Origin of the sequence: Yersinia rohdei ATCC 43380, from assembly GCF_000173775.1 — a bacterium.
Taxonomy (GTDB): domain Bacteria; phylum Pseudomonadota; class Gammaproteobacteria; order Enterobacterales; family Enterobacteriaceae; genus Yersinia; species Yersinia rohdei.
Genome location: NZ_ACCD01000027.1, coordinates 12524 through 39403, shown reverse-complemented (window position 1 = coordinate 39403; position 26880 = coordinate 12524). Strand labels below are relative to the sequence as shown.

Below are 26880 nucleotides of genomic sequence, written 5' to 3'. Positions count from 1 at the left end.
AGGTAGTATACAATTCTGTGGGCATAGGTGCCATGCTATGCAGTTTTTGCTAGGTAAGATTGCCAAAATGACAGTGGAAAACCCGTGCAGCTAAGGCCCAAAAACGCTTCAGCCAGCCTGTTCATCAAACCAACTTTCCAGAATGATAACCGCAGAAGCCGCATCGACACTGCCTTTGTCCAGTGCACGGTAGCCGCCACTGTCAAATAAGTTGGCACGGGCTTCCACGGTGCTAAGGCGTTCATCTTGTAAGGCTATCTGTACACCAAATCGGCCATGAAGGCGATTGGCAAACCGACGAGCACGGGCGGTGAGTGGTTGCTCGGTGCCATCCATATTCAGTGGCAGCCCAACCACGACTAAATCAGGTTGCCACTCTTTTAGCAATTTTTCGACTTTTTGCCAGTCCGGTGTGCCGTCTTGGGCTTTGAATGATGTCAATGCTCTGGCGGTACCCGTGACTTCTTGGCCGATAGCTACGCCGATACTTTTGGTACCGAAATCAAAGGCAACAATGGTGCGATTAGCCATTAGGCATGTCCTGCTTGCGGCGCTATGTTAAAAATATTGATGCCCAATTTATTGGCTGCGGCTTGCCAGCGTTCAGCAATTGGGGTGTTGAACAGAATTTGGGTATCAGCCTCAATGGTCAGCCAGGTATTATCCAACAACTCTTGCTCTAATTGCCCAGCTTGCCAGCCAGCATATCCCAGTGCGACCAACATGTTTTTAGGCTGTTGTGGTGTACCTAACGTCTCTAACACATCTTTTGAGGTAGTTATCATCGTATCGGATGAAATTGGAATGCTGGAGCCGAAACCTTCCTGTGGTGAATGCAAAATAAACCCGCGATCTTCCGCCAATGGGCCACCGGCTAAAACCGGTTTATCCAGCCGAATAGCGGGATCTCGCGGTGAAGGGGTGATTTTCAATTTTTGCAGCACGGTCTCTACCGTAAAGTGCTCCATCGGCTTGTTTACCACTAACCCCATCGCGCCCTCTTTGTTGTGCTCGCAGATATAGATAACTGAGCGCATAAATCGAGGTTCCTGCAATGAAGGCATAGCTATAAGGAAATGATGCTGTAAATTCATTATGTTATATAGGAGGTTCGCTGAGTTAAAGGATGAATTGATGCAAGTATGCGGATAAATGAGGATAAAGTCACGGGGGCGGCGCTCAGAAAAACGCCAATACATACCTTTGTAGTCGTCGTTTTAGGTAGAGTAAAAAACGAAAATAAGTGGCGGTGGGCAATGCACCATACTGACTGAGCGGGTGAATCTTCAATATGTTACCGGTACTCAGTTTAAGTTGTTTAATGTCTGCCCAATGTGAGTCGCCGTGCTGTTAACTTTAAAATATTATTCAGGTGAGCCAACCAGCTATTGCCGTTATTGGAAAATGTAGCCAGTTTATCTATGCACTTATTGACGGGATTGAGTTTGGTTTTAAAAACCACTGGATGGGTATTTGCTGCAGCCAGAATATCCGCAGTTTCTTTTTGTCCAGTTGCAAAGGACGTTATCTGCTCGGCCAGGCGCTGTTCCGTGTTGCGGGTATCCGCGCCACTGTAGCTTAGTGCTTTATGGTGCTTAATTTGGGTGTGAGTGTCAGGACTATTAGTGATAAGCAATTTTGAATTAGCAAACACATTACCTGATATTAAAGATAATAAAATAAGTGATAATGGTAATGCACGGATTGGTAATACAGTTTGCTTTTTCATTGTTTCATTTAAGCCTGATTCAAATATAATTAGTAAAATAGAGCCATTGCCTAACAATCTATTTGGCAAAATATATAGATGCAAAAACACATTAGCAACACGTCATTTGCGTGCCACAAAGATGTCTTTTATATTTAATATTTTTTTAATGTTTTTACTAAGCAGCTTATAGTTTTTTTTGAATAAAAAATAACAACGTTTTAAACTGCAACTAATTGATTTTATATTAATTTATTTATTTTTGAAGGGTTATTAAGTTTGCTGGTAACTTTGGTTCTAAAGTTGTTTTTATATTTGATTGCTTGGCTTTCATGGAATTAAAATAACATTAAAAATAACGCTACCGTGGGGCCGTGATTTTTTTTAGCTCTTGTTGTTACTGAACCCGAGACTATTTTTTAGAATATTTTGTGAGTCTGCATGGGTAACTGCGGTTTGTAAGAACCCGAATCACGTAATTAACACGCAGTTAAGTAAGTGATTCGGAATCCTTGCAAAAGCCATTTCTGGACGTTGCCTATTACGCTTTTTTGTTAGCCAAACGAACTTCAATGGCATCCATCAGCATGCCGGTAATAGACACCTCCGGGAAGGCGGCTTCAATTTCGCGTATGCACGTCGGGCTGGTGACGTTAATTTCAGTCAGGCGATCGCCGATAATATCCAAGCCGACAAAAATTAAACCTTTTTGCTTCAGCACAGGGGCGACGGCGCGGGCAATCTTCCAGTCGCTTTCGCTAAGCGGACGCGCTTCACCACGGCCACCAGCAGCCAGATTACCACGGGTTTCACCTTGTGCCGGGATGCGCGCCAGGCAATATGGCACCGGTTCACCGTCAACCACTAACACCCGTTTATCGCCTTCTTTAATGGCGGGCAGGAAGTTTTGCGCCATACAGAACCGGCTACCGAGCTCAGTCAGTGTCTCAATAATAACCGACAGGTTAGGGTCATCCTGCTTCACGCGGAATATCGAGGTGCCGCCCATACCATCTAAAGGTTTGAGAATGATATCCCCGTGTTCCTGATGGAATTTACGGATATGGTCTTTGCTGCGGCTGACCAGTGTGTCTGGAGTTAATTCCGAGAACCACGCGGTAAATAGCTTTTCGTTACAGTCGCGCAAGCTCTGCGGCTTATTCACCACCAACGTCCCTTTATCTTCTGCGCGTTCCAGAATATAGGTGGCATAGATGAATTCAGTATCAAACGGAGGATCTTTGCGCATCAAGATGACATCAAGTTCATGCAGCGGCAGGTCTTGTTCTGCGCCAAAACTAAACCAGTTGTCTTTGTCTTGCTTCACATTTAGCAGGCGGGTTCTGGCGCGGCCATCACCACCGCGCAAATAGAGGTCGTCCATCTCCATGTAATGCAGTTCCCAACCACGGCGCTGTGCTTCTAACAGCATAGCGAAGCTGGAGTCTTTCTTGATGTTAATGGACGATATTGGGTCCATTACGATGCCGAGCTTGATCATTATTCTCTCCTAATGGGAACAAATTTTATCCCAGATCGCCAAATCGCACCTGCAAAGCAGTGATTGCGGTAAGGGCGGTAGTTTCGGTACGCAGCACTCGCGGCCCTAACAGGATATCAGTAAATCCAAGGCGTGAGGTCATGGCAATTTCATCAGCAGAGAGACCGCCTTCCGGGCCAATCAACAAACGGACTTTGTTGAGAGATGCGGGCAGGGTATTAATGCTGTTGCTGGCGCGTGGATGCAGATTCAGTTTCAGGCTGTCATCTTGCTCTGCACACCAATCCGTAAGCTGCATTGCGGCGCGAATTTCCGGAATAGTATTACGCCCGCATTGTTCGCAAGCGGCGATAGCAATTTTTTGCCACTGCTGGATTTTCTTCGCCAGACGTTCGCCATCCAGCTTAACGCCACAGCGCTCAGAAAACAGCGGCGTAATCACATTAACACCCAGCTCAATGGATTTTTGGACGGTGAATTCCATTTTTTCGCCACGGGAAATCACCTGGCCCAAATGCAGGTTCAAGGGCGATTCGCAGTCTGCTATCTGCCCTTCAGCCAACCGGACAATCAGATTTTTTTTATCTGCCTTGATAATTTCAGCCGCGAATACCTGATTGCTGCCGTCAAATAATTGGAGGCTTTGGCCTTCAGTCATCCGCAGTACGCGGCCGACGTGATTGGCAGCATCATCACTGAGTGCTATCTCGGTATTCGCCTGCAAAGGCTGGGGGTGAAAAATCCGGGGTACGCGCATGAGTTACGTCCTGAAACGAAAATAATGACCAATATACTAGATTAGCCTTTTTGCTGCTGGCAAGCCTGTTGTACATAAGGATTATGATTCCCTTGTACTTTAGCTACCCGCTCATCACGCTGACATTCCCAGTTTGTCACTGGAAATTGGCGATCCCAGACCTCGAACAGCTTAGTTTGTTGGCTGGAAAGTCGTAGCTGATATTGGTCGCGCATATAAAAATAGGTTCGTGCTATAGCACCGCGCGCCCGGGCTGGCGGTTCTGCCAGCTTATTTTTGAAGTCGATTTTCATCGCACATTGGCCATATTGCCCATTGCCGCCATTCCATTGGGAATACATAAAGTTATTGCGGTCGCCATTCACTTCGCCAATAGCGGGCTGTAGGTTATGCAAGTCAGTTTCTATCTGGCGATAGACCGTGTCTTTAGCGCAATTTTTGCGCCCACCTTGTTGCCAACATTGGCGCTGGTGACCAAATTGCCAGGCGGGGACGACGTGTTCCCATTCAATCCGCGCTGCGCGCTGGGCATTTTTTCTGGGTTGATAACCGCAACTTGCCAGATTCGGAACCCCTTTTTTGCCTTGCCAGTCAATCTCACATCCGCAGTAAAAACTGCCGGGCGCATCCTGGTTAATTTTCACGGCAGCTGCTTTGGCTTGTGAGAAGTTATTGATGCTTTGGCTATAACTTGGGAGTGCCAGCAGGGGAGAGGATAAAACCAGCAGGAATAGAAGTTTGCGTAACATATCTCAAAACGGCCCAATGATGAAAAGCAGGCAGGTTATAGGTAATGTTGTTTGATGGCAAATTAACTGGCTGTTTTATAACAAGTAACGATAAATTCTAATTGTTTTTTATGGCGACCAGTTGCAGTTTTTCACCACATTGTCGGCAGCGGTATTCGCTCTCACCGCGCTGCACTTTATTGTGACGGCGAATGGTTAAGGCGTGTTGCTGGCATTTACACTGATAATTGAAGGTCTTACTGCGCACCGAGGTGACTTCAAACTGATGAGTGCGGCTAGCAGGGACTTGCAGCACATTTTCCATCATCCAGCGCCATTCTTTACCATGAGGAGCTACTCGACCAAATTGGCGATAAACCAATAAATGTGCCAGTTCATGGGGCACCACTTCGTCAATGAAAGGTTGTTGATTTTCCAGTAATAATACGGGATTTAGACGAATCTCAAAGGATTGCAGATAGGCGCTGCCCGCGCTGGTACCACGTTGATGATAGTTAATTTTTGGCTCCGGATAGTCGGTACCAAAATGCTGATTTGCCAGCTGCAATTTATGGCGCAAACAGCGCATAACCGCTTGCTGTAAGGCGATGGGGATTCTTAGTGAACTCATATTGCAGCAGAATAAAGCGCTGGATATCCAGATGCAAGTCAGCAGAGAGGAGTATTTCCAGTTGATCATTATATAAAAACATATATTATAATTTAATATAATTAATTTTAATGTCTGAGGCCGCGATGAGTGAAGATAAAAAAATCAGTTTGGATCTGATGAGACAAGCGGCAGGACAAGCTTGCGATGTGCTGCGCATATTGGCCAATGAGGACAGATTGCTATTGCTGTGCCAACTCAGCTTGGGGGAAAAGGCGGTCGGAGAATTAGAGGCCGCATTAGGTATTCATCAGCCGACTCTTTCGCAACAGCTTGCTGTATTGCGCAGTGATGGGTTGGTGAATACTCGCCGAGAGGGGAAACGCATATTTTATTCAATAGCGGATCCTAACGTGTTGGCGCTGCTTGAAGTGCTGTATCAGCTTTATTGTCCACAACAAGAGGAGGTTGCATGACTATTGATTGGGCTAATTTCACCCCTTATACCGCCCTGGCTGGTGGCGCTATCTTGGGTATCGCGGTGACTATTTTTCTGCTGTGGAATGGCCGTATCACTGGGATTAGTGGCATTTTAGGTGGATTGTTGCCACCCAAAAAGGGGGATATTTCCTGGCGAGTTGCTTTTATCATCGGCCTGATTATTTCTCCTGTGATTTATTCTCTTTTTGCTGTGCTACCGGCAATCCAAATTGAGGCTGATTTACCGGTGTTGATACTCGCGGGATTATTCGTGGGAATAGGAACTCGCTATGGCGCAGGTTGCACCAGCGGGCATGGCGTTTGCGGGCTGGCACGTTTTTCACCGCGTTCATTGGTGGCGACGCTGAGTTTTATGTTGACCGGTTTTATCACTGTAGGTTTTGTTCGCCATCTATTCATTTAGTCGACGGGCGAGTTTAGGAAGGGATTATGAATTTACTTTTCTCATTAGTAGCTGGGCTGATTTTTGGGTTGGGTTTAATTGTTGCTGGCATGGCTAACCCAGAAAAAGTGCTTGGTTTTCTTGATATTAGTGGCTATTGGGATCCTTCGCTGGCCTTGGTGATGGCCGCAGCTGTAGCGGTTGCCACCCTGGGTTTTGCCTGGGCGAAAAAGCGCAAAACCAGTTTGTTGGGGTTACCTCTCCAATTACCTACCTCGACAAAGATTGATAAGCGCTTAATCGGCGGCAGTCTGTTATTTGGTATCGGCTGGGGACTGGCGGGGATATGCCCTGGGCCGGCATTGGTATTACTGGGCGCCGGGATGTACAAAGGCGCTATTTTTGTGGCTGCCATGCTAGCAGGGATGGGAATCTTCAGTGTTATCGAGCGCTATCGGCATCATAAATAGCCGGTGTCATAACCAGCGGAAGTAATAAGAAAACATAAGTAATAAAAAACCCCGCAGCGCGGGGTTTTTATTGATCAAATTGTGGTGCTAAGACTTATTTCAGGCCAGCAGCATCACGCAGCAATGCTGCTTTGTCGGTTTTTTCCCAAGGGAATTCTTCGCGACCAAAGTGACCATAGGCTGCGGTTGCACGATAGATAGGATGCAACAGATCCAGCATCTGGATCAGGCCATATGGGCGCAGATCGAAGAACTCACGCACCAATGCAGTCAGTTGATCCGCAGGTATTTTCTCAGTGCCGAATGCTTCCACCATGATGGAAGTTGGTTCTGCAACGCCAATGGCGTAAGACACCTGAATCTCACAACGGTCTGCCAGACCTGCCGCCACGATATTCTTGGCAACATAACGGGCAGCATAAGCGGCTGAACGGTCAACTTTGGATGGATCTTTACCAGAGAATGCACCGCCACCATGACGCGCCATGCCGCCGTAGGTATCAACGATAATTTTACGCCCGGTCAGACCACAGTCGCCCATTGGGCCACCGATAACAAAACGGCCTGTTGGGTTGATAAAGTATTTGGTGCCGGCAGTTATCCACTCGGCAGGCAGAACCGGTTTGATGATTTCTTCCATCACCGCTTCATGCAAATCTTTCTGATTGATATCTTCTGAATGCTGAGTTGACAGCACTACCGCATCAATACCGACAATTTTACCGTCGTCATATTGGAAGGTAACCTGGCTTTTTGCATCCGGGCGCAGCCACGGCAAAGTGCCATTTTTACGCACAGCAGCTTGGCGTTCTACCAAACGGTGAGCATAAGTAATAGGTGCTGGCATCAATACGCTGGTTTCGTTGGTGGCGTAACCGAACATCAAGCCCTGGTCACCTGCGCCTTGCTCCAGTGGGTCATCGCGGTCAACACCTTGATTGATATCAGGCGATTGCTTACCAATGGCACTTAGAACAGCACAAGAATTAGCGTCAAAACCCATCTCAGAATTAACATAGCCGATTTCGCGCACGGTACGACGGGTAATGTCTTCAATATCAACCCAAGCGTTAGTGGTTACTTCACCGCCAACCAATACCATGCCTGTTTTGACATAAGTTTCACACGCAACACGTGCTTTTGGATCTTGCTCAAGAATTGCGTCGAGTACCGCATCTGAAATCTGGTCAGCGATTTTATCAGGATGCCCTTCAGAAACAGATTCTGACGTAAATAGGTGTTTAGCCATTATTTTCTTTACCTTGAATACAAGTGAAAGGTCATTGCAGAGCATTGAAGTCAAGCAACAGAAACGCAAACTTGAATCCGTTTCTTGTTGATTTGCGCTTTACAATACTTTTTTAGGCAAAGCCTTTAGCAGTCTATCTATTTAGAAGCCGGCTATGCTTACAGCGCAACAGACATTCTAGCAATTAAAGCGTATGGATGTATTAACATCTGGACGTCTATTTTAGGCCAGCTTTTACCATTAATACCAGCCCTTTTTGCATTAAGATATTTCTCGCTTTGGTTGTCATTTGATTTATTTACTGCTTGATACAGTTAAGGGTCATTTTCATTTTGCATTTTTCTTGCGTTATAGGTATAAACTGCGCGCGCGGCTTGTTTGATATGCAATGATGAAAATGGCAGAAGAAGACATCAGCGCATTGTTAAATTTCCAGTGTTTTACACTTAGTGATGAACATGGCAATCAGTGATGAGTAAAATATTCATTGATAATAAAACAATGCAGGCGGCGTCATCGGGCTGTTACCTAAGTTAACTATTATATTAAGTCTTGTCCGTTCATGATGAACGGCTTGCGTGGAGGTGGTTGGATTAATGATCCGTTGTCTACTGGTTGCTGAACAGCAACAATTGCGTCGTTCTGACGTTCAATCTCCCCTTGCAACCTTCCTTTCTTGTACACCATCAACCCGATGTTATACCCATATGGGTGCAACTCAGGATTCGCGGGCGGGTTAATTACCGCTTGAAGCACTGAATTCGGCTGGCTTGGCGATTTTACGGCTAATCCGATTCACAAAATCTCAATACGTATTTACAGTCCAACGTATTTTTCATTTAAACGTGTTTTACCCGGTTTGGGTAATGAATAGCTGAGTGATAAACCGCTCGTGGATCGTGCTTTACTGCGCAATATTCTGCCAGTTTGGTATTCACGCGGGTTGTCCTTGCTGGTTGTAGCTGCGATAGTAGCTGACTTTATCGTCAGTATCGCATTAGAGGCGAATTATGTCTGATGATAACTTGATTGGCCGTCCGTCAGCTGCGGGCGCACATGTTTCTTTACGCTCCATGCAGGAGGTTGCCATGAATGATCGTAATGCCAGCAAGATGCTGAGCACATATAACGTCGCCTACTGGGGTGGCAACTATTATGACGTCAATGAACTGGGTCATATCAGTGTTTGCCCTGATCCGGATGTTCGTGAGGCACGTGTCGATCTGGCGCAACTCGTCAAAAAAATGCAGCTTGAGCAGGGGCAACGTCTGCCTGCCTTATTCTGTTTTCCACAAATTTTGCAGCATCGCCTGCGCTCAATTAATGGTGCGTTTAAACGCGCGCGTGAGTCGTTTGGCTATGAAGGCGATTACTTTTTGGTTTACCCGATTAAAGTAAACCAACACCGCCGGGTTATCGAGTCATTGGTTAATTCCGGCGAACCGTTAGGGCTGGAAGCGGGCTCTAAAGCTGAAATGATGGCAGTACTGGCACATGCCGGTATGACTCGCTCAGTTATTGTCTGTAACGGTTATAAAGACCGTGAATATATTCGCCTGGCATTGATTGGCGAAAAACTGGGCCATAAAGTTTATCTGGTCATCGAAAAGATGTCAGAAATCAAAATGGTACTGGAAGAAGCCGAGCGCTTGAATGTGGTACCGCGTTTGGGTGTGCGCGCGCGTCTGGCATCACAAGGTTCAGGTAAATGGCAGGCCAGCGGCGGCGAAAAATCCAAATTCGGCTTGTCTGCAACTCAGGTCTTGCAACTGGTTGATATGCTGCGCGAAGCCAATAGCTTAGAAAGCTTGCAGTTATTGCATTTCCATTTGGGGTCACAGCTCTCCAATATTCGTGATATTTCCACCGGTGTGCGTGAGTCCGCGCGTTTCTATGTGGAGCTCCACAAGCTGGGCGTCAATATCCAGTGCTTCGATGTCGGCGGCGGCTTGGGGGTCGATTACGAAGGGACGCGATCTCAATCTGATTGCTCGGTTAACTATGGCTTGAATGAATATGCCAATAACGTTATCTGGGGGATTGGTGATGCTTGTAATGAGCACGGTTTGCCACATCCAACTGTCATTACCGAATCAGGCCGCGCAGTTACCGCACATCACACCGTGCTGGTTTCCAATGTTATCGGCGTAGAACGTAATGAGTTCAATGAGCCACAACCGCCGGCTACTGATGCGCCACGGGCGCTGGAAAGCTTGTGGGACACCTGGCTAGAAATGCAAGAGCCAGAAAACCGTCGCTCCCTGCGCGAATGGTTGCATGATAGCCAAATGGACTTGCATGACGTGCACACCCAGTATGCGCACGGCATGTTGGAACTGACGCAACGCGCATGGGCTGAAGAGCTCTATCTGAGCATTTGCAATGAGATTCAAAAACAACTGGATCCGAGCAACCGTGCGCACCGGCCCATCATCGACGAGCTGCAAGAGCGTATGGCAGACAAGCTGTATGTCAATTTCTCGCTGTTCCAGTCCATGCCGGATGCCTGGGGTATTGATCAGCTCTTCCCAGTATTGCCATTAGAAGGGTTAGACAAGCCACCAGAGCGCCGCGCAGTCTTGCTCGATATCACTTGCGACTCTGACGGCACCATCGACCATTATATTGATGGTGATGGGGTAGCAACCACTATGCCAATGCCGCCATATGATGCAGAAAACCCACCACTTTTGGGCTTCTTTATGGTGGGTGCTTATCAGGAAATCTTGGGCAACATGCACAACTTGTTTGGCGACACCGCCGCAGTTGATGTGTATGTCTTCCCTGATGGCACGGTTGAAGTTGAACAAACCGATGAAGGCGATACCGTGGCAGATATGCTGGAATATGTTCAATTGAACCCAGAGAAGCTGCTGGCTCATTTCCGTGATCAAGTGAAAGAAACGGATCTGGATACCGAGTTACAAGCACAATTTATGGAAGAGTTTGAAGCGGGCCTGTACGGCTACACTTATCTCGAAGATGAATAACGGCTAACGACGGAATCAATCTTGATGAAAGGGCAAACTTAGGTTTGCCCTTTTTGTTGATGTCAGCACTGGTTATTAACTAAATATAATCCACACTTACATTAATGATTTTTATCTTTGCCATGCAGGCTATGGGGGCGTTTCAATGGGATGGTTCAATGTCTGTAAGGTAAGTTATGTTAAACCTGACTTTCCTTTCTCGGCTCAAGTCGAAGGGAAAAAAATAGGTATTTATATAATTGATGGTGAATATTTCGCGATGGAAGATATTTGTCCTCATGCCAATGCATTGTTAAGTCAGGGATTTGTCGACGACGCGACCATTGAATGCCCATTGCACGGGGCATTATTTGATATTCGAACCGGTCAATGCCTGCGAGAACCAGGTGATCGCGATTTACAAACCTATCCAGTACGAGTAGATGCTGGACAAATTCAGATTGAAATAGCTGAAAGTTAATCTGAGAGATAAATACCGATGCCTGCCAGAAGCAGGCACCGTAAATGTTAACTGTATTTCTTCAATTTACTGACCGCTGGCAATACGTTGGCGAATATGGTCAGCTCGGGCTTGTGAGGATGGGTGGTCATCAAACATGCTGCTGGTGCGGCCAGCCTCCATAGTGGCCAGTTTTTCGAAACTGGTGACTAAGCCGTTAGGATCGATACCCTGTTTTTTCAGTAATTCGAATGAGTAATCATCGGCTTCGCTTTCTTGTTTCTGGGAGAACTGGGCGTTCACTAGTTTCTGACCAATATCGGCCAATTGAGACTGCGATAGTTGACCGGCAATCCCTCCCGCAGAGGCGGCAGCAGTGCGCAGGGCGGTTGTACCATAGGCGACCTGCATGGCTTTACGAGTATGTCCTAACGCCACATGGCCCATTTCATGGCCAAGTACCGCCTCCACTTCATTGTCTGTCATCATATCCATCAAGCCGCTGTACACACGGATGCAGCCATTAGCCATCGCCCAGGCATTGACATCTTTAGTGACGTAAACCTTATAGTTGGCTGGCGTACCATTGATATTATCACCCAATGCAGCTGAGATTTTTGCTAGGCGCTTACCGTAATCGCTATCAGCGGAAGCTATCTGGGCTTTCTGATCCATTTCTGCACAAGATTGTTCGCTGAAGTTTTTTACATCGGCATCACTCAGGGTTGCGGCCTGAAATGCTTGAGCGCCGGACTGCATCAAGCCATCGGTATTCATATTCTGGCAGCCGCTCAGCAATGCCGTAAGGCTCAGTACAATCATTGAGGTACGAATTTTCATTACACTTTCTTCCTGTGGTTATGCCATTTTTATCATTGGATAGGGCTGTTCTATAAATGACAATAACGTGTTAATCGCTGTTATCTATTTATGCTGATGGGCCGATAACCACTATCACATTCTCGTTAACTATCGCATTAATAGCTGTTGAAACGACGGCGGTTGTTCTACTCTGTCGCCAATAGGTCTTGCCCGAAATTGTTGATGCAAAGTATGGTTAGTACTGGCCTGTTTGCAAAAACGAGCACTTCTGGCCCATTGAGTGTTTAACCGCCTCATATGTGGCTAAAAACGCAGCGAGGTTAACCCGACTCGGGCGTGACAGCTATAGCTTTATTCTGAAAATCAGCAGATTCCATTAGCCATTAATATGGAAGTTATAGCTCATTTGGTTTTAGTGATTGCCGTTTCAATGCTGAGTCTGAGAAAATGGTAAACTTGAACGCTTTTTTAATCCGACCTGGAGTAAAACATGTCCTCTCGTAAAGAGCTTGCCAACGCGATCCGCGCATTAAGCATGGACGCAGTGCAAAAAGCGAATTCCGGCCACCCCGGCGCCCCTATGGGCATGGCAGATATTGCCGAAGTTCTGTGGCGTGATTACCTGAACCATAATCCAACCAATCCACACTGGGCTGATCGTGACCGTTTCGTCTTGTCGAATGGTCACGGCTCTATGTTGATCTATAGCTTGCTGCACCTCACTGGCTATGATTTGCCGATGGAAGAACTGAAAAACTTCCGCCAACTGCATTCTAAAACGCCAGGTCACCCTGAATATGGTTATACCGCTGGCGTAGAAACCACTACCGGCCCATTGGGTCAGGGTATTGCTAACGCAGTAGGTTTTGCGATTGCAGAACGCACGCTGGGCGCGCAGTTTAACCGCCCTGGCCATGATGTTGTTGATCACCACACCTATGCATTTATGGGTGACGGTTGCATGATGGAAGGCATCTCTCACGAGGTTTGCTCTCTGGCGGGTACCATGAAGCTGGGCAAATTGACGGCTTTCTATGATGACAATGGGATCTCCATCGACGGTCACGTTGAAGGTTGGTTCACTGATGACACCGCTGCCCGTTTCGAAGCTTACGGCTGGCATGTGGTTCGTGGTGTTGATGGCCATAACGCTGATTCCATCAAAGCAGCCATTGAAGCCGCCCATAAAGTTACTGACAAACCATCACTGCTGATGTGCAAAACCATTATTGGTTTTGGTTCACCGAAAAAAGCCGGCACTCATGACTCCCACGGCGCACCATTAGGTGCCGATGAAGTCGCGGCAACCCGTGAAGCACTGGGCTGGAAATACCCCGCATTCGAAATTCCACAGGATATTTATGCCGCGTGGGATGCCAAAGAAGCCGGTCAGGCGAAAGAAGCAGCTTGGAACGAGAAGTTCGCCGCTTACGCCAAAGCCTATCCAGAACTGGCTGCTGAATTCAAACGTCGTGTTAGTGGCGAATTGCCTGCTAACTGGGCAACTGAGTCCAAGAAATTCATCGAAGAGTTGCAAGCGAATCCGGCCAAGATTGCCAGCCGTAAAGCATCACAAAATGCGCTGGAAGCTTTCGGTAAAGTATTACCTGAATTCCTGGGCGGCTCTGCTGACCTGGCACCAAGTAACCTGACTATCTGGTCTGGCTCTAAATCACTGAGTGATGATCTGGCGGGTAACTACATCCATTACGGTGTTCGTGAATTTGGTATGTCTGCCATCATGAACGGCATCGCGTTACACGGCGGTTTCATTCCTTACGGCGCGACCTTCCTGATGTTTGTGGAATATGCGCGTAACGCAGTGCGCATGGCCGCACTGATGAAAATCCGCAGCATCTTTGTTTACACCCATGACTCTATCGGTCTGGGCGAAGATGGCCCAACCCATCAGCCAGTTGAGCAGATGGCGAGCTTGCGTGTTACACCAAACATGAGCACGTGGCGTCCATGTGATCAGGTTGAGTCTGCAGTGGCATGGCAGTATGCATTGGAACGTAAAGACGGCCCAAGCGCACTGATTTTCTCTCGTCAGAACCTGGCACAACAGCCGCGTACTGCTGAGCAGTTAGCCAACATTTCTAAAGGCGCTTATGTGCTGAAAGATTGTGCTGGTCAACCTGAATTGATCTTTATTGCGACCGGTTCTGAAGTTGAACTGGCGGTTGCTGCTGCGGATCAACTGACTGCGGCTGGCCGTAAAGTCCGTGTTGTGTCTATGCCATCAACTGATGCATTCGACAAACAAGATGCTGCTTACCGTGAATCCGTATTGCCATCTGCTGTCAGCGCTCGCGTGGCAGTTGAGGCCGGTATTGCTGATTACTGGTACAAATATGTTGGCCTGAATGGCGCAGTTGTTGGGATGACCACCTTCGGTGAATCTGCCCCAGCTGAATTGCTGTTCAAAGAGTTTGGTTTCACTGTAGAAAACGTGGTGGCGAAAGCTCAGGCGCTGTTGAAATAACAGCAGCTGTTTTCAAGGTGTAAAGAGGATGGCAATCCTCGGTAATACCGATGTTAAAAGGTCGCTTCTGCGGCCTTTTTTTTCACCAATTGATGGATGAATTGTGCCCTTTATCAAGCAGATATTCCTTTTATGATTAGTTTGGTTTATTCTGGCTGAAGCGTTTCAGTTATAATTCACTTTCCATTTCAGCCGATTTAGCTGAGGAAAAACCAGGTAGATTCTGGCTGAATTGTGATACGACGATTAACATCTTAGGGTGCGCTGAAGTAGGCTATAAGGTTGCATGATAATAACCAGCGACAGGGAGTAACATGACAATCCGCATAGCGATAAATGGCTTTGGCCGTATTGGCCGTAGCGTTTTACGCGCACTGTATGAATCAGGCCGCCGGGCAGAAATTTCTGTCGTGGCCATTAATGAGTTGGCTAATGCGGAAGGGATGGCCCATCTGTTGAAGTATGACTCCAGCCACGGCCGGTTTGCCTGGGATGTTCGTCAGGAATGTGACAAGTTATACGTCGGGGACGATATTATCCGGCTGTTACATCAGCCAGAAATAGGGCAGTTACCCTGGGGTGAGTTAGGAATTGATGTCGTTCTGGATTGTAGCGGTGTGTATGGTAGCCGTGCCGATGGCGAGGCGCATTTAACCTCCGGTGCCAAAAAGGTACTGTTTGCCCATCCCGGTGGCCATGATTTGGATGCTACGGTGGTGTATGGTGTTAACCACCAGGATTTACAAGCTGAGCATCGAATTGTTTCCAATGCATCCTGTACGACTAACTGTATTATTCCTATTATTCAGTTGTTGGATATGGCTTATGGCATCGAATCCGGCACTGTCACCACCATACATTCATCCATGAATGACCAGCCCGTTATTGATGCTTATCATCAGGATTTACGCCGTACCCGAGCAGCAAGTCAGTCAATTATCCCGGTAGATACCAAACTGGCCGCAGGGATAACTCGTATTTTTCCGAAGTTTTGCGACAGGTTTGAAGCGATTTCGGTGCGGGTACCCACCATCAATGTAACGGCGATCGATTTAAGCGTTAGCGTTACAAGCCCAGTTGGTGTAGCCGAGGTTAACCAGCTTTTGCAAAAGGCAGCAAGAGGCGCATTTCGTGGTATAGTTGACTATACGGAATTACCATTGGTGTCGACGGATTTTAACCATGATCCGCACAGTGCAATAGTCGATTGCACACAGACGCGGGTCAGTGGGAAGCACCTGATTAAGACGTTGGTATGGTGCGATAACGAATGGGGTTTCGCCAATAGAATGTTGGATACGACATTGGCGATGGCCGGGAGTGGTTTCTAGTATGGCATGCTAATGACTTGTTTTACCGTGCTTTATTGCGGTTACTTCAGCGTTAATGTGCAGCTTATGCAACTTTAAAAAGAATCAACAAGAGGATTCACCATGTCTGTAATTAAGATGACCGATCTGGATCTGGCTGGTAAGCGTGTGCTGATCCGTGCGGATCTCAATGTTCCGGTAAAAGATGGCAAAGTGACTTCTGATGCGCGTATCCGTGCATCTCTGCCGACCATTGAAGCCGCACTGAAGCAAGGCGCTAAAGTAATGGTTACCTCTCACCTGGGTCGCCCGACCGAAGGCGAGTACAACGAAGAGTTCTCCTTGCTGCCAGTAGTTAACTACTTGAAAGACAAACTGTCTGCTCCGGTTCGTCTGGCGAAAGACTATCTGGATGGCGTTGAAGTTGCAACTGGCGAGTTGGTTGTGCTGGAAAACGTTCGCTTTAACAAAGGCGAAAAGAAAGACGACGAAGCGCTGTCCAAGAAATATGCTGCACTTTGTGACGTGTATGTGATGGATGCTTTTGGTACTGCTCACCGCGCACAGGCTTCCACTCATGGTGTGGGTAAATTTGCGCCTATCGCTTGTGCCGGCCCGCTGTTGTCAGCAGAACTGGAAGCATTGGGTAAAGCTCTGGGTAACCCAGCGCGTCCAATGGTTGCCATCGTTGGTGGTTCTAAAGTTTCAACCAAACTGACTGTTCTGGGTGCGCTGTCTAAAATTGCAGACCAACTGATTGTTGGTGGCGGTATCGCCAATACCTTCGTTGCCGCTCAAGGCCACAATGTGGGTAAATCTCTGTACGAAGCAGACCTGATTCCAGAAGCAAAACGCCTGCTGGAAACTTGTGATATCCCAGTTCCAACAGATGTGCGTGTTGCTACTGAGTTTTCTGAAACAGCAGCTGCCACACTGAAACCTGCTGATCAAATCAAAGATGACGAGCAAATTCTGGACTTGGGTGACGTCTCTGCGGAGCGTCTGGCTGAGATCCTGAAAAACGCCAAAACCATTCTGTGGAATGGCCCAGTTGGTGTGTTCGAATTCCCTAACTTCCGTAAAGGGACTGAGATAGTCGCTCGCGCCATTGCCGAGAGCGAAGCATTCTCTATCGCTGGCGGTGGTGACACGCTGGCAGCAATCGACCTGTTCGGCATTGCTGACCAAATCTCCTATATCTCTACCGGCGGTGGCGCTTTCCTTGAGTTCGTTGAAGGGAAAAAACTGCCAGCGGTTGTGATGCTGGAAGAGCGCGCTAAGCAGTAATTTAGATAACGGGGGGCGAGAGCCGCCCGTTTCGCTTTTAGCGAATCAAGCCTACGGGCTTTGAAAGCAGTAAAACCGATTTACATTTAGGGCCTATCCTCCCGGATAGCTGCTATCTTCAGTCGACGAAACAGGACAACGTACATGTCTAAAATTTTTGATTTCGTAAAACCAGGTGTCATCACAGGTGATGACGTGCAGAAAGTGTTCGCAGTAGCAAAAGAAAACAACTTTGCTCTGCCAGCAGTTAACTGTGTCGGCACCGACTCTATCAACGCAGTGCTGGAAACAGCAGCCAAAGTGCGTGCGCCAGTTATCGTTCAGTTCTCTAACGGTGGTGCAGCATTTATCGCAGGTAAAGGCGTGAAAACTGACGTACCACAAGGTGCGGCAATTTTGGGCGCTATCTCTGGTGCACACCATGTACATCAGATGGCTGAGCACTATGGTGTTCCAGTTATTCTGCATACCGACCATTGCGCCAAGAAATTGCTGCCATGGTTAGACGGGTTGTTGGATGCGGGCGAGAAACACTTTGCTGCCACCGGCAAACCGCTGTTCTCTTCTCACATGATCGACCTGTCTGAAGAGTCCCTGGAAGAAAACATTGAAATTTGTAGCAAATACCTGACTCGTATGTCAAAACTGGGTATGACGCTGGAAATCGAGCTGGGTTGTACTGGTGGTGAAGAAGATGGCGTGGATAACAGCCATATGGACGCATCATCTCTGTATACTCAACCACAAGATGTTGATTACGCTTACGAAAAACTGAACGCGATCAGCCCACGTTTCACCATCGCAGCTTCTTTTGGTAACGTGCACGGTGTGTACAAACCAGGTAACGTGAAACTGACCCCAACTATTCTGCGTGATTCTCAGGATTATGTTTCTAAGAAACACAATCTGCCGCACAACAGCTTGAACTTCGTGTTCCACGGCGGTTCAGGTTCTACTGCTGCTGAAATCAAAGAAGCAGTAAGCTACGGCGTAGTTAAAATGAATATCGACACCGACACCCAATGGGCAACGTGGGAAGGTATTCTGAACTACTACAAGAAAAACGAAGGCTATCTGCAAGGCCAACTGGGTAACCCAGAAGGCGCGGACAAACCTAACAAGAAATACTACGACCCACGTGCGTGGCTGCGTGCTGCACAGGTGACTATGGTTGCTCGTTTGGAAAAAGCATTTGAAGAACTGAACGCGAAAGACGTTCTGTAATTCGATACTGTTTCACTCGATATAAAAGGCCCTGCGGGGCCTTTTTTCGTCATCGGCTCTGTCTTGCATACATAAATGTCATTATCGACAAATGGATAATTATTTATCTTCGCTCGTCTTTAGCCCATAACGGTTTGCCGACTATTTCAGCTAAATCAATTAATTCCCTCATCTGACCTTCCGTCTGCACCATATCCGGCCCTCCTTGTTCACGCAGAGTTTTAATTATTGATTCCAAGCTTTGTGATGATTTTGGGTTGGTCAATTCCATCGCGGCGATAAGTTGCCCGGTACGCCCAACACCAGCACTACAATGAATCACTGGAAGTGCTTTGCACTCAGCTTCAACTGCCCTACTGGGGTATCGTTTTTCTCCAATAGCCGCATAAATATTGAACCTCTCATCGTGTAACTCAACGATACGTTTTGCCAGTGCCATCATTTCCTTAGCATGTAATGCTGTTTTATCCTTCCAATCAGTAATGTGAATAACTGGAACTGCAATATGGTTATTTTGGAGTGGCGTTTGATTAGGCGTTTTGATTGTGTAACCTTCGGCACCTGGGTATGTTTCAGCCCGAATATCTATTTTGTAAGAGGCATTGTTTTCTGCTGTTTTAAAATAAGGGGGGTAAGGTTTCATACCACAATTGTAGCTAAATATACTTTTCTCCCCGATAACAACCAATACAGTTACCCGCTTTTCTCCTAACATCTCAATATAGGGAGGAACCGATTGTTTTGTCGGGAATTGGCTACGTATTACCCCTTTATCTGTTCCTAGCCGTATATGGTTAGCGGGGAGAGCAATATTATTGGGTGCTATGATGGCGGTTTCCTTCGGTGTAGTGATGTCTGTATGTCTTTGATATTCCTGTTTTATTATTGTTTGGCTGCTATCTTGCCATATTAAATATTTCTGATGTTTTTTCAGTGACTCGAGTAGGTTTTCGGTGTCTGTTTTGGGCGGATTATCTTTAATAGGATTCAGGTTGAGGGTCAGGTTGGGTTGTCTAATTCTAAACATGGATTTTTCTCTTAATGTGTTAATTAAGTCGCTCTAAACCTCCTCATATTAGGTATTGTTCGCCAAGGTATATTCTATAAAAACGCTATTTTTTCTATGCCCTGAAGATCGCTGAGAATAATAATTTCCTTTATCCATGACTATCAAAATTGGCAACAGTCTGCGTTGTTGGTTACCCTAGGTGAGCTGTCTTCTTTGTCAGCCAACATTTTGCGGTAATTTTTTGCGTAATCTCCCCGATGCGGGACTTTTTTGTAGGATGGTTAAAATGGAAGAACTAAACGTAGTTGATAGCATCAATGAAGCCAGTACCTGGTTTGTTGATAATCAAGATTTACTGATTCAATATGCCGTCAATCTTGTTGCGGCACTGTTGATCCTGATTGTCGGCTCGATCATTGCCAAGGTTGTTTCTGGCATGCTGGGCCGAGTCATGAAATTACGTGGTATTGATGTCACGGTTGCAGATTTTCTGGCGGCCATGGCGCGTTACAGTATCCTGGCCTTTACTATTGTGGCGGTGCTTGGCCGTCTTGGGGTACAAACTGCCTCGGTGATTGCCGTTATCGGTGCTGCCGGTTTAGCTGTAGGTTTGGCGCTGCAAGGTTCACTGTCCAACTTTGCTGCGGGTGTGTTGCTGGTGGCCTTCCGTCCATTTAAAGCCGGTGAGTATGTTGATCTGGGCGGTGTAGCCGGTACCGTGGTGCAGGTGCAGATTTTCTCAACCACTTTGCGCACTGTTGATGACAAAATCATCGTGGTACCCAATGGCAAAATTATTGCCAACAACATAATCAATACCAGCCGTGAACCGAACCGCCGTACCGATATGGTTATTGGCGTCGCCTATGATGCGGATATTGATGTGGTGAAGAAAGTGCTGGGTGACATTATTGCCGCTGATTCGCGCATTATGCATGACAAAGGGGTGACGGTGCGCCTGAATGAGATGGCAGCATCTTCGCTGAACTTTACGGTGCGAGTTTGGACGACCAATGGCGATGCCATGGAAGTGTATTGGGATTTGATGGAAAACTTTAAACGCGCGCTGGATGCCAATAAAATCGGTATTCCTTATCCGCAGCTGGATGTGCATTTGCATCAAGTCGCCAGCGTGGAATCTACCCCGGCGGCATAAGCAGCAAATGAGGTTAACACCGGCGGTTATCAGCCCGTTGAGCTTGCTGATAAACCGATATTATTGTTCGCAGTCTATCGGGGTGAGTCCCCCGATGGGCGCTTTGACCGCTTACATGGCCACCACCGGTGCGGCACATTTTTCCTCCGTCTGGTTGCCTTTATTTGGCAGTTATTAGATTTACTTATAGTTGATAAGAAATACCAATTTCCTCTGATGATAATCTCCCCGTAATATGCAGTTAATCGCTCGCCTATTCTTTCAGTTCTTATCAAGAATTTTTAAAGGTAACAGTATGTTAGCTGTCTATTTACAGGGTTTTGCTCTCAGTGCCGCCATGATTTTGCCCCTCGGGCCACAAAATGCTTTTGTGATGAATCAGGGGATTAAGCGGCAACACCATTTAATGAGTGCCGGGCTCTGCGCCCTTAGCGACATCATATTGATTTGCGCCGGTATTTTTGGTGGCAGTGCCTTACTGAGCCGCTCGCCATTGCTATTGGCACTGGTCACTTGGGGAGGCGTGGCTTTTCTGCTGTGGTATGGCTTTGGCGCGATAATGGCTGCATGGCGGGGGGATAGCGCCTCATCAGCTGCAGGTGCCAGCACACAGGGGCGCTGGCGCATTATTGTGACACTATTAGCCGTGACCTGGCTTAATCCGCATGTTTATCTGGATACCTTTGTGGTGTTGGGGAGCCTTGGCGGTCAGTTATTGCCTGATGTCCGGCCCTGGTTTGCTTTTGGTGCTGTGAGTGCCTCGGTGGTCTGGTTTTTTGCACTGGCGCTACTGGCGGCATGGTTATCGCCCTGGCTTAACCGCCCCACCTCACAGCGGGTGATTAATTTACTGGTGGGGGGCGTGATGTGGTTTATTGCTTTTCAGTTAGCGCGACAGGGGTTAAATCTGTGAGTTTTTATCATTAATCTGAATCCCATGCCCTCTAAGATATGCTACGGTTGATGTGTTTATACTGTTATCAGACATGCATTTTAGGAGGCTTCCGTGAAGTTGAAGACATTGGCTTTGGCCGCAATGATGGGATTAGGGACGTTACCTTTGGCGCTGCAAGTTCAAGCCGCCGAAGTGCCAGAAGGGCCGCATGTTGTCACCTCCGGTACTGCCAGTGTGGATGCGACCCCGGATATTGCCACTATTGCTATTGAGGTCAGCGTTTCTGCCAAAGATGCTGCTGATGCCAAAAAGCAGGCAGATACCCGCGTCGCGCAATATTTTGATTTCTTACGTAAAAGTGGCATTGATAAAAAAGATATCAATGCTGCCAATATTCGCACTCAACCTGAATACGATTACCAGAAAACCGGTGAGGCCGTATTGAAAGGCTACCGAGCGGTGCGTCAGGTTCAGGTAACACTGCGCCAGCTTGATAAATTAAATGATTTGTTGGATGGGGCGCTAAAATCAGGTCTGAATGAGATTCGTGCTGTCGAGTTGGGGGTGGCCAACCCAGAGACTTACCGCGAGCAAGCACGTAAAAAAGCCATCGAAAATGCCATTAGCCAGGCCGGTTCTTTAGCTGAAGGATTTAAAGTTAAACTGGGGCCAGTTTACAGTATTCGCTATCATGTGGCTAACTACCAGCCCATGCCGGTAGCCCGCATGTTCAAGAGCGCTGAAGCGGCACCGGCTAATGATGCCGCCCAAACTTACGAACAACAAACCATCCATTTTGATGATCAAGTTGATGTGGTATTTGAGCTGCAAACCCGCGCCAGCACTCCTGCTGCTGCCAAATAAGCTAATCTTGCCGTAATACCTGACGCCCGTAAGATAACAGGGCGTCAGTGACCTTTCTCATTGTCCGGCTTTCTGGGGCAAATCTGTGCCAGAACAGCATGCGCCGTTGCAATAATCCCGGCGTCAAATCAATCAGCTCACCTGATGCCAATTCTTTTTCGATTTGCAGATGCGGGATCATACAACAGGTGGTGCCTTGCCTTGCCAACTGCACAAAGGCTTCTGACGAGTTAACAATATGGCAGGGTACACTTCCAGGCGATAAATCGAAGTTCTGCTGCAAAAACGCCTGATGCATATCATCCAAATGGTCAAAGGCCACGGCAGGGGCTTTCAGTAATGCTGAGCGGGTCACTCCATTAGGAAAATAGCGATCCGCAAAGGGTTTGGATGCTACAAACAGGTAATCCAGCGCCCCCAGTTGATCGACTAAACAGCTCGGTAGCGGTTGGGGCTGGATACTGACCGCACCCACCACCTCACCGCGGCGTAACCGCTCTTGTGTTCGGGTTTCATCTTCAACTTGCAAATTCAGCCGAATAGGAGAATCTGCTAGCACCGGTTTTAGTGCCGGGAGCAGCCAGGTTGCCAGACTGTCGGCGTTAACCGCCAGTGACAGCAACAGCGGCGTATCACCCCCATTGTCATTGCCGAGCCACTCTTCTTCCAGCAATTCAACCTGATGCAGTAATGCGAGCAGCTTCTGCCCTTGCTCAGTCGGGCGTGGTGGCACAGTGCGCACCAACAGTGGCTGACCGAACAGATTCTCTAGCTGCTTAATGCGTTGAGATACCGCCGATTGGGTGATGCAGAGTTTTTGTGCCGCGCGTTCAAAACCGCGTTCACGGATCACCGCGTCCAGCGCTTGTAGCGTACGGTAGTCTGGGCGTTTCATCGGAGTCATATCTCCAAATATTAAATTAATACCGCACTATGCCACATTTTAATCATTTATCTATCCTGGAATGCCAAAGTGCCCGTCACAAATAGGCAACTATGCGTTTGATGGCAAAGCGGCATTATCATCCCGAGTGAGTCAGGGCGATTATATCGACGGGCGCGCCGGCGACTTAACACCATGGCGACCCTCTGGCCGATTTCCCCTCTAATCAATTTTGTCAGCAGTCGGTATAACTGTGATCTCACTAGAAGTAACAGCAGGATAAGTGGGCTTTATTGCGAAGATTTCTAACTTATATGTTCTATAATGGTTGCAGGTTTTCTTTCACATCAAGGCGTGAACTCACCATGACTCAGGATGAACTTAAAAAAGCAGTGGGCTGGGCAGCATTAGATTATGTCAAACCCGGCACTATTGTCGGGGTTGGTACCGGCTCTACTGCGGCACATTTTATTGATGCCCTCGGCTCCATCAAACATCAAATTGAAGGGGCGGTTTCCAGCTCAGATGCCTCTACCGCCAAGCTGAAAAGTTATGGTATTCAGGTGTTTGATTGCAACGATGTTGATGTGCTGGATATTTATGTCGATGGCGCTGATGAAATTAATGGTCAGATGCAGATGATCAAAGGCGGGGGGGCTGCGCTAACCCGCGAGAAAATTATTGCCGCCATCGCCCGTAAATTTATTTGTATCGCTGATGCATCCAAGCAGGTTGATGTTTTGGGTAAATTCCCACTGCCCGTCGAAGTTATCCCGATGGCCCGTTCCTATGTTGCCCGTGAACTGGTTAAACTGGGTGGGTTACCTGAATATCGCCAAAATGTCCTGACGGATAACGGCAACGTTATTTTGGATGTGCATAATTTGACTATTCTGGATGCAATTGCATTAGAGAATAAAATCAATGGGATAGCTGGTGTTGTCACTGTTGGGCTGTTTGCCAATCGTGGAGCCGATGTCGCACTGATTGGTACTGCCGAGGGCGTGAAAACTGTCGTGCTAAAGTGATCGGCTAAGCTTTTTTCAGGGGTGGGGTATGACCTCCGCCCTAATAATTTTTGTCTTTAAATATCTTTTCTTAAAATGGTTAAATTTGGTGATATATATCACATTTGCTCATTTCATTTTCTTAACCTGCCAATAACCCTCTTTTAGCTAGTTTTTTATTCTATAAATTAACATTTGCACTGCTTGTTATGCTGGTAGGTAAGCAATCGTTTGTATTGCCGCCCGCGTAATATTTGTTATGTTGACAGGGTGCTGACCCGATTCATTCGATATCGGCAGCCACATCTGAAGTCTGAAAATAGGGTCGGGGACATGGCAAAAGTATCACTGGAGAAAGACAGAATTAAGTTTCTGTTAGTGGAAGGGGTGCACCAGAGCACGGTTGATAATCTGCGTGCAGCCGGTTATAGCAATATTGAATATCACAAAGGTGCCTTAGACACCGAATCACTGAAAGAATCTATTCGTGATGCTCACTTCGTCGGGATCCGTTCGCGCACGCATCTGTCCGAAGAAGTTTTTGCTGCAGCAGAAAAATTGGTTGCAGTAGGGTGCTTCTGTATCGGCACCAATCAGGTTGATTTAAAGGCGGCGACCAAACGCGGTGTGCCGGTATTCAATGCGCCTTTCTCCAATACCCGTTCAGTTGCCGAAATGGTGCTGGGCGAGTTGCTGCTGATGTTCCGAGGCATTCCATCGGCTAACGCCAAAGCTCACCGTGGCGAATGGAATAAGCTGGCGGTAGGCTCTTATGAAGCCCGTGGCAAGAAACTGGGTATCATAGGTTATGGTCATATTGGTACTCAGCTGGGTATTCTGGCTGAAAGTGTTGGTATGAAAGTATTCTTCTACGATATCGAAAATAAGCTGTCGTTAGGGAATGCCCAGCAGGTTCGTCACCTGTCTGATTTACTGAATATGAGTGACGTGATTAGCTTGCATGTGCCGGAAAATCACTCCACCAAAAATATGATTGGCCCTGAGCAGTTGGCGCTGATGAAGCCCGGTGCAATGCTGATTAACGCCTCACGCGGTACTGTGGTAGATATCCCGGCACTGTGCGAAGCTCTGGCGAGCAACCATATCGCCGGTGCAGCAATTGACGTATTCCCTGAAGAACCGGCCACCAATAAAGACCCGTTCAATTCACCATTATGTGAGTTTGATAATGTGTTATTGACCCCGCATATTGGTGGTTCCACTCAGGAAGCGCAGGAAAATATCGGTGATGAAGTTGCCGGTAAGCTGGCGAAGTATTCTGACAACGGCTCTACGCTGTCTGCGGTTAACTTCCCAGAGGTTTCTCTGCCGGCGCATGGCGATAATACCCGCCGCTTGCTGCATATCCATGAGAATCGCCCCGGTATTCTGACCAGCATTAACAAAATCTTTGCTGAGCAGAACGTCAACATTGCCGCCCAGTATTTGCAAACCAGCGCTGAAATTGGTTATGTCGTTATCGACGTTGAAACTGATGATGCGGAAAATGCAGAAAAAGCATTGCAGGCGATGAAGGCCATCCCAGGGACAATTCGCGCGCGTTTGCTTTACTAATATACTCTCCGTTCTGGCGTTGTAGCGTTGTTAGCTGGCTGCAACGTCAATGTCTTTGGGTATGTAGCATCTAAATTATTAAGAAATACCTGAACACCTGTTATCGCAAGATTTCGGGTGTTTTTTTATGCTGAAGACTCAATCGGCCACTGCCAGACTTTTTCCGGTGTCACAATTTCGGGCAACGGCACATCCCAATATTCACTAGGTAAATATTCTACTCGCTGGCAATCATGGGCCAAGCCAATAGGATAGGGGCCACCTTGCTGCCAGTGTTGCAGTGTGCGGTCATAAAATCCGCCCCCCATCCCTAAACGTTGGCCAACATTATCAAATGCCACCAGCGGGGTTATCACCACATCTAGCCGGTTTAAGGGTAGTACGTTGCGCACATCTAATTGAGGTTCAAGAATTTTTAAGCGATTACGTATCAGTTGGCTATCAGGGCGATAATGAAGAAACAGCAAATTGCCGGGGCTGAAAGGATGGAGCACTGGGAGATAAACCTGTTTTTTCTGCTGCCACAGCAGTTCGATAGTTGGGGCGGTATCCAGTTCACCATCAAAAGAGAGAAATATCGCCACGGTATTGGCTTGCTGAATTTTGTGATGGGAAATGATGTGCTGGGCGGCGAGATGGGCAGACAGCTGTTGTTGCTCGGGAGTCAACAGACGCCGACGCTCACGAATTTCATTGCGAACTTTTTGCCGCTCAACGGCATGTTGCGGATCAAAATGCATGTCATTGACTTAAAAACAGCTTGCTGACTGAAATGAGGATGAAACTGCCGATATAAAACGAACGCGATAACCGACAATACCGGTTACACGATAAGAAAGGGATCTCCGAGATGCCGCCGCAGGCTGTAACCCTTGAACCCATGGTTCAAGGTGAACGCAGCGTCGCAACCTTAAGGCTTCTCGGCGAACCGAGCATGCGCACCAGTTACGGAGGCACTACATTCTGTTGGTATTAAATATCGGCTCAGGGGACTGGCCCGCTGGCAAACACCTCAGAGAAATTCTTTA

27 protein-coding genes and 1 other RNA gene are annotated in these 26880 nt (G+C 47.5%); 15 read left to right on the top strand and 13 right to left on the bottom strand.

What is annotated here, in order from left to right; translation table 11 throughout:
• Positions 1–108: 108 nt before the first annotated feature.
• The 7 genes from ruvX to YROHD0001_RS03660 form a co-directional block, all read right to left on the bottom strand.
• Positions 109–531, bottom strand: coding sequence for a Holliday junction resolvase RuvX (gene ruvX / locus YROHD0001_RS0118455; RefSeq protein ID WP_005157116.1), 423 nt, complete (start codon positions 529–531; stop codon positions 109–111).
• Positions 531–1094: a YqgE/AlgH family protein gene (locus YROHD0001_RS03635; RefSeq protein ID WP_032817680.1), complete on the bottom strand. Its 564-nt coding sequence runs from the start codon at positions 1092–1094 to the stop codon at positions 531–533. The genes ruvX and YROHD0001_RS03635 overlap by 1 nt, the downstream gene beginning before the upstream one ends.
• 224 nt (positions 1095–1318) lie before the next feature.
• Positions 1319–1729, bottom strand: a complete 411-nt coding sequence (locus tag YROHD0001_RS03640; protein WP_004715988.1) for a hypothetical protein — start codon at positions 1727–1729, stop codon at positions 1319–1321.
• 520 nt (positions 1730–2249) lie between these two features.
• Positions 2250–3209 (bottom strand): glutathione synthase, encoded by a 960-nt coding sequence (gshB, locus tag YROHD0001_RS03645; protein WP_032817668.1) that lies wholly within the window; start codon positions 3207–3209, stop codon positions 2250–2252.
• 25 nt (positions 3210–3234) lie between these two features.
• Positions 3235–3966 (bottom strand): 16S rRNA (uracil(1498)-N(3))-methyltransferase, encoded by a 732-nt coding sequence (gene rsmE, locus YROHD0001_RS03650; protein WP_032817665.1) that lies wholly within the window; start codon positions 3964–3966, stop codon positions 3235–3237.
• A 41-nt stretch (positions 3967–4007) separates the two neighbouring features.
• Positions 4008–4715, bottom strand: coding sequence for a deoxyribonuclease I (gene endA / locus YROHD0001_RS03655; RefSeq protein ID WP_004715985.1), 708 nt, complete (start codon positions 4713–4715; stop codon positions 4008–4010).
• Between the two features lie 97 nt (positions 4716–4812).
• A complete protein-coding gene (locus tag YROHD0001_RS03660; RefSeq protein ID WP_032817663.1) occupies positions 4813–5325 on the bottom strand; it encodes a SprT family zinc-dependent metalloprotease in 513 nt (170 codons plus the stop codon).
• A 125-nt stretch (positions 5326–5450) separates the two neighbouring features.
• Between YROHD0001_RS03660 and YROHD0001_RS03665 the strand changes: the two genes are divergently transcribed.
• From YROHD0001_RS03665 to YROHD0001_RS03675, 3 genes are read left to right on the top strand one after another with little or no spacing between them, the layout of a single operon-like run.
• Positions 5451–5780, top strand: coding sequence for an ArsR/SmtB family transcription factor (locus tag YROHD0001_RS03665; RefSeq protein ID WP_032817660.1), 330 nt, complete (start codon positions 5451–5453; stop codon positions 5778–5780).
• Complete coding sequence (locus YROHD0001_RS03670; RefSeq protein ID WP_032817658.1) at positions 5777–6208, top strand: YeeE/YedE family protein; 432 nt, start codon at positions 5777–5779, stop codon at positions 6206–6208. Before YROHD0001_RS03665 ends, YROHD0001_RS03670 begins: the two co-directional genes overlap by 4 nt.
• Before the next feature lie 26 nt (positions 6209–6234).
• Entirely contained in the window at positions 6235–6657 is a 423-nt protein-coding gene (locus YROHD0001_RS03675; protein ID WP_004715980.1) for a DUF6691 family protein, read from the top strand.
• Between the two features lie 94 nt (positions 6658–6751).
• On the opposite strand, the gene metK is transcribed toward YROHD0001_RS03675, so the two are convergent.
• Entirely contained in the window at positions 6752–7906 is a 1155-nt protein-coding gene (metK, locus tag YROHD0001_RS03680) for a methionine adenosyltransferase (protein ID WP_004715979.1), read from the bottom strand.
• Positions 7907–8502: 596 nt separating this feature from the next.
• On the opposite strand from metK, the gene YROHD0001_RS20965 reads away from it, so the two are divergent.
• From YROHD0001_RS20965 to YROHD0001_RS03690, 3 genes are all read left to right on the top strand, one after another.
• Entirely contained in the window at positions 8503–8646 is a 144-nt protein-coding gene (locus YROHD0001_RS20965; protein ID WP_156198775.1) for a hypothetical protein, read from the top strand.
• A gap of 270 nt (positions 8647–8916) precedes the next feature.
• A complete protein-coding gene (gene speA, locus YROHD0001_RS03685) occupies positions 8917–10896 on the top strand; it encodes a biosynthetic arginine decarboxylase (protein WP_032817654.1) in 1980 nt (659 codons plus the stop codon).
• A gap of 145 nt (positions 10897–11041) precedes the next feature.
• Complete coding sequence (locus YROHD0001_RS03690) at positions 11042–11356, top strand: non-heme iron oxygenase ferredoxin subunit (RefSeq protein WP_004715976.1); 315 nt, start codon at positions 11042–11044, stop codon at positions 11354–11356.
• A gap of 66 nt (positions 11357–11422) precedes the next feature.
• Here YROHD0001_RS03690 and loiP read toward each other — a convergent pair whose 3' ends face one another.
• Complete coding sequence (gene loiP / locus YROHD0001_RS03695) at positions 11423–12175, bottom strand: metalloprotease LoiP (RefSeq protein ID WP_004715975.1); 753 nt, start codon at positions 12173–12175, stop codon at positions 11423–11425.
• A 472-nt stretch (positions 12176–12647) separates the two neighbouring features.
• On the opposite strand from loiP, the gene tkt reads away from it, so the two are divergent.
• The 4 genes from tkt (at position 12648) to fbaA (ending at position 18463) form a co-directional block, all read left to right on the top strand.
• Complete coding sequence (gene tkt / locus YROHD0001_RS03700) at positions 12648–14642, top strand: transketolase (protein ID WP_004715974.1); 1995 nt, start codon at positions 12648–12650, stop codon at positions 14640–14642.
• A 314-nt stretch (positions 14643–14956) separates the two neighbouring features.
• On the top strand, positions 14957–15973 hold the full coding sequence (gene epd / locus YROHD0001_RS03705) for an erythrose-4-phosphate dehydrogenase (protein ID WP_004715973.1): 1017 nt from the start codon (positions 14957–14959) through the stop codon (positions 15971–15973).
• 102 nt (positions 15974–16075) lie between these two features.
• Positions 16076–17239, top strand: a complete 1164-nt coding sequence (gene pgk / locus YROHD0001_RS03710; protein ID WP_032817652.1) for a phosphoglycerate kinase — start codon at positions 16076–16078, stop codon at positions 17237–17239.
• Between the two features lie 144 nt (positions 17240–17383).
• A complete protein-coding gene (fbaA, locus tag YROHD0001_RS03715) occupies positions 17384–18463 on the top strand; it encodes a class II fructose-bisphosphate aldolase (RefSeq protein ID WP_004715971.1) in 1080 nt (359 codons plus the stop codon).
• A 103-nt stretch (positions 18464–18566) separates the two neighbouring features.
• Here fbaA and YROHD0001_RS03720 read toward each other — a convergent pair whose 3' ends face one another.
• Positions 18567–19490, bottom strand: a complete 924-nt coding sequence (locus YROHD0001_RS03720; RefSeq protein ID WP_004715970.1) for a protein-tyrosine phosphatase family protein — start codon at positions 19488–19490, stop codon at positions 18567–18569.
• A gap of 268 nt (positions 19491–19758) precedes the next feature.
• Here YROHD0001_RS03720 and mscS point away from each other — a divergent pair, with 268 nt between their 5' ends.
• From mscS to YROHD0001_RS03735, 3 genes are all read left to right on the top strand, one after another.
• Complete coding sequence (mscS, locus tag YROHD0001_RS03725; RefSeq protein ID WP_032817650.1) at positions 19759–20628, top strand: small-conductance mechanosensitive channel MscS; 870 nt, start codon at positions 19759–19761, stop codon at positions 20626–20628.
• 295 nt (positions 20629–20923) lie between these two features.
• Entirely contained in the window at positions 20924–21541 is a 618-nt protein-coding gene (gene argO, locus YROHD0001_RS03730; protein ID WP_004715968.1) for an arginine exporter ArgO, read from the top strand.
• Positions 21542–21634: 93 nt separating this feature from the next.
• Positions 21635–22387, top strand: coding sequence for an oxidative stress defense protein (locus YROHD0001_RS03735; RefSeq protein ID WP_004715967.1), 753 nt, complete (start codon positions 21635–21637; stop codon positions 22385–22387).
• 1 nt (position 22388) lies between these two features.
• Here the strand turns inward: YROHD0001_RS03735 and YROHD0001_RS03740 are convergent, their stop codons facing one another.
• Positions 22389–23282: a LysR family transcriptional regulator ArgP gene (locus tag YROHD0001_RS03740; RefSeq protein ID WP_004715966.1), complete on the bottom strand. Its 894-nt coding sequence runs from the start codon at positions 23280–23282 to the stop codon at positions 22389–22391.
• A gap of 353 nt (positions 23283–23635) precedes the next feature.
• On the opposite strand from YROHD0001_RS03740, the gene rpiA reads away from it, so the two are divergent.
• Positions 23636–24298 (top strand): ribose-5-phosphate isomerase RpiA, encoded by a 663-nt coding sequence (gene rpiA / locus YROHD0001_RS03745; protein WP_004715965.1) that lies wholly within the window; start codon positions 23636–23638, stop codon positions 24296–24298.
• A 312-nt stretch (positions 24299–24610) separates the two neighbouring features.
• On the top strand, positions 24611–25852 hold the full coding sequence (gene serA, locus YROHD0001_RS03750) for a phosphoglycerate dehydrogenase (RefSeq protein WP_004715964.1): 1242 nt from the start codon (positions 24611–24613) through the stop codon (positions 25850–25852).
• Between the two features lie 125 nt (positions 25853–25977).
• Here serA and YROHD0001_RS03755 read toward each other — a convergent pair whose 3' ends face one another.
• Complete coding sequence (locus YROHD0001_RS03755; protein ID WP_004715963.1) at positions 25978–26592, bottom strand: 5-formyltetrahydrofolate cyclo-ligase; 615 nt, start codon at positions 26590–26592, stop codon at positions 25978–25980.
• A 98-nt stretch (positions 26593–26690) separates the two neighbouring features.
• Positions 26691–26874: non-coding RNA, 6S RNA (ssrS, locus tag YROHD0001_RS19780), on the bottom strand.
• Positions 26875–26880 lie beyond the last annotated feature (6 nt).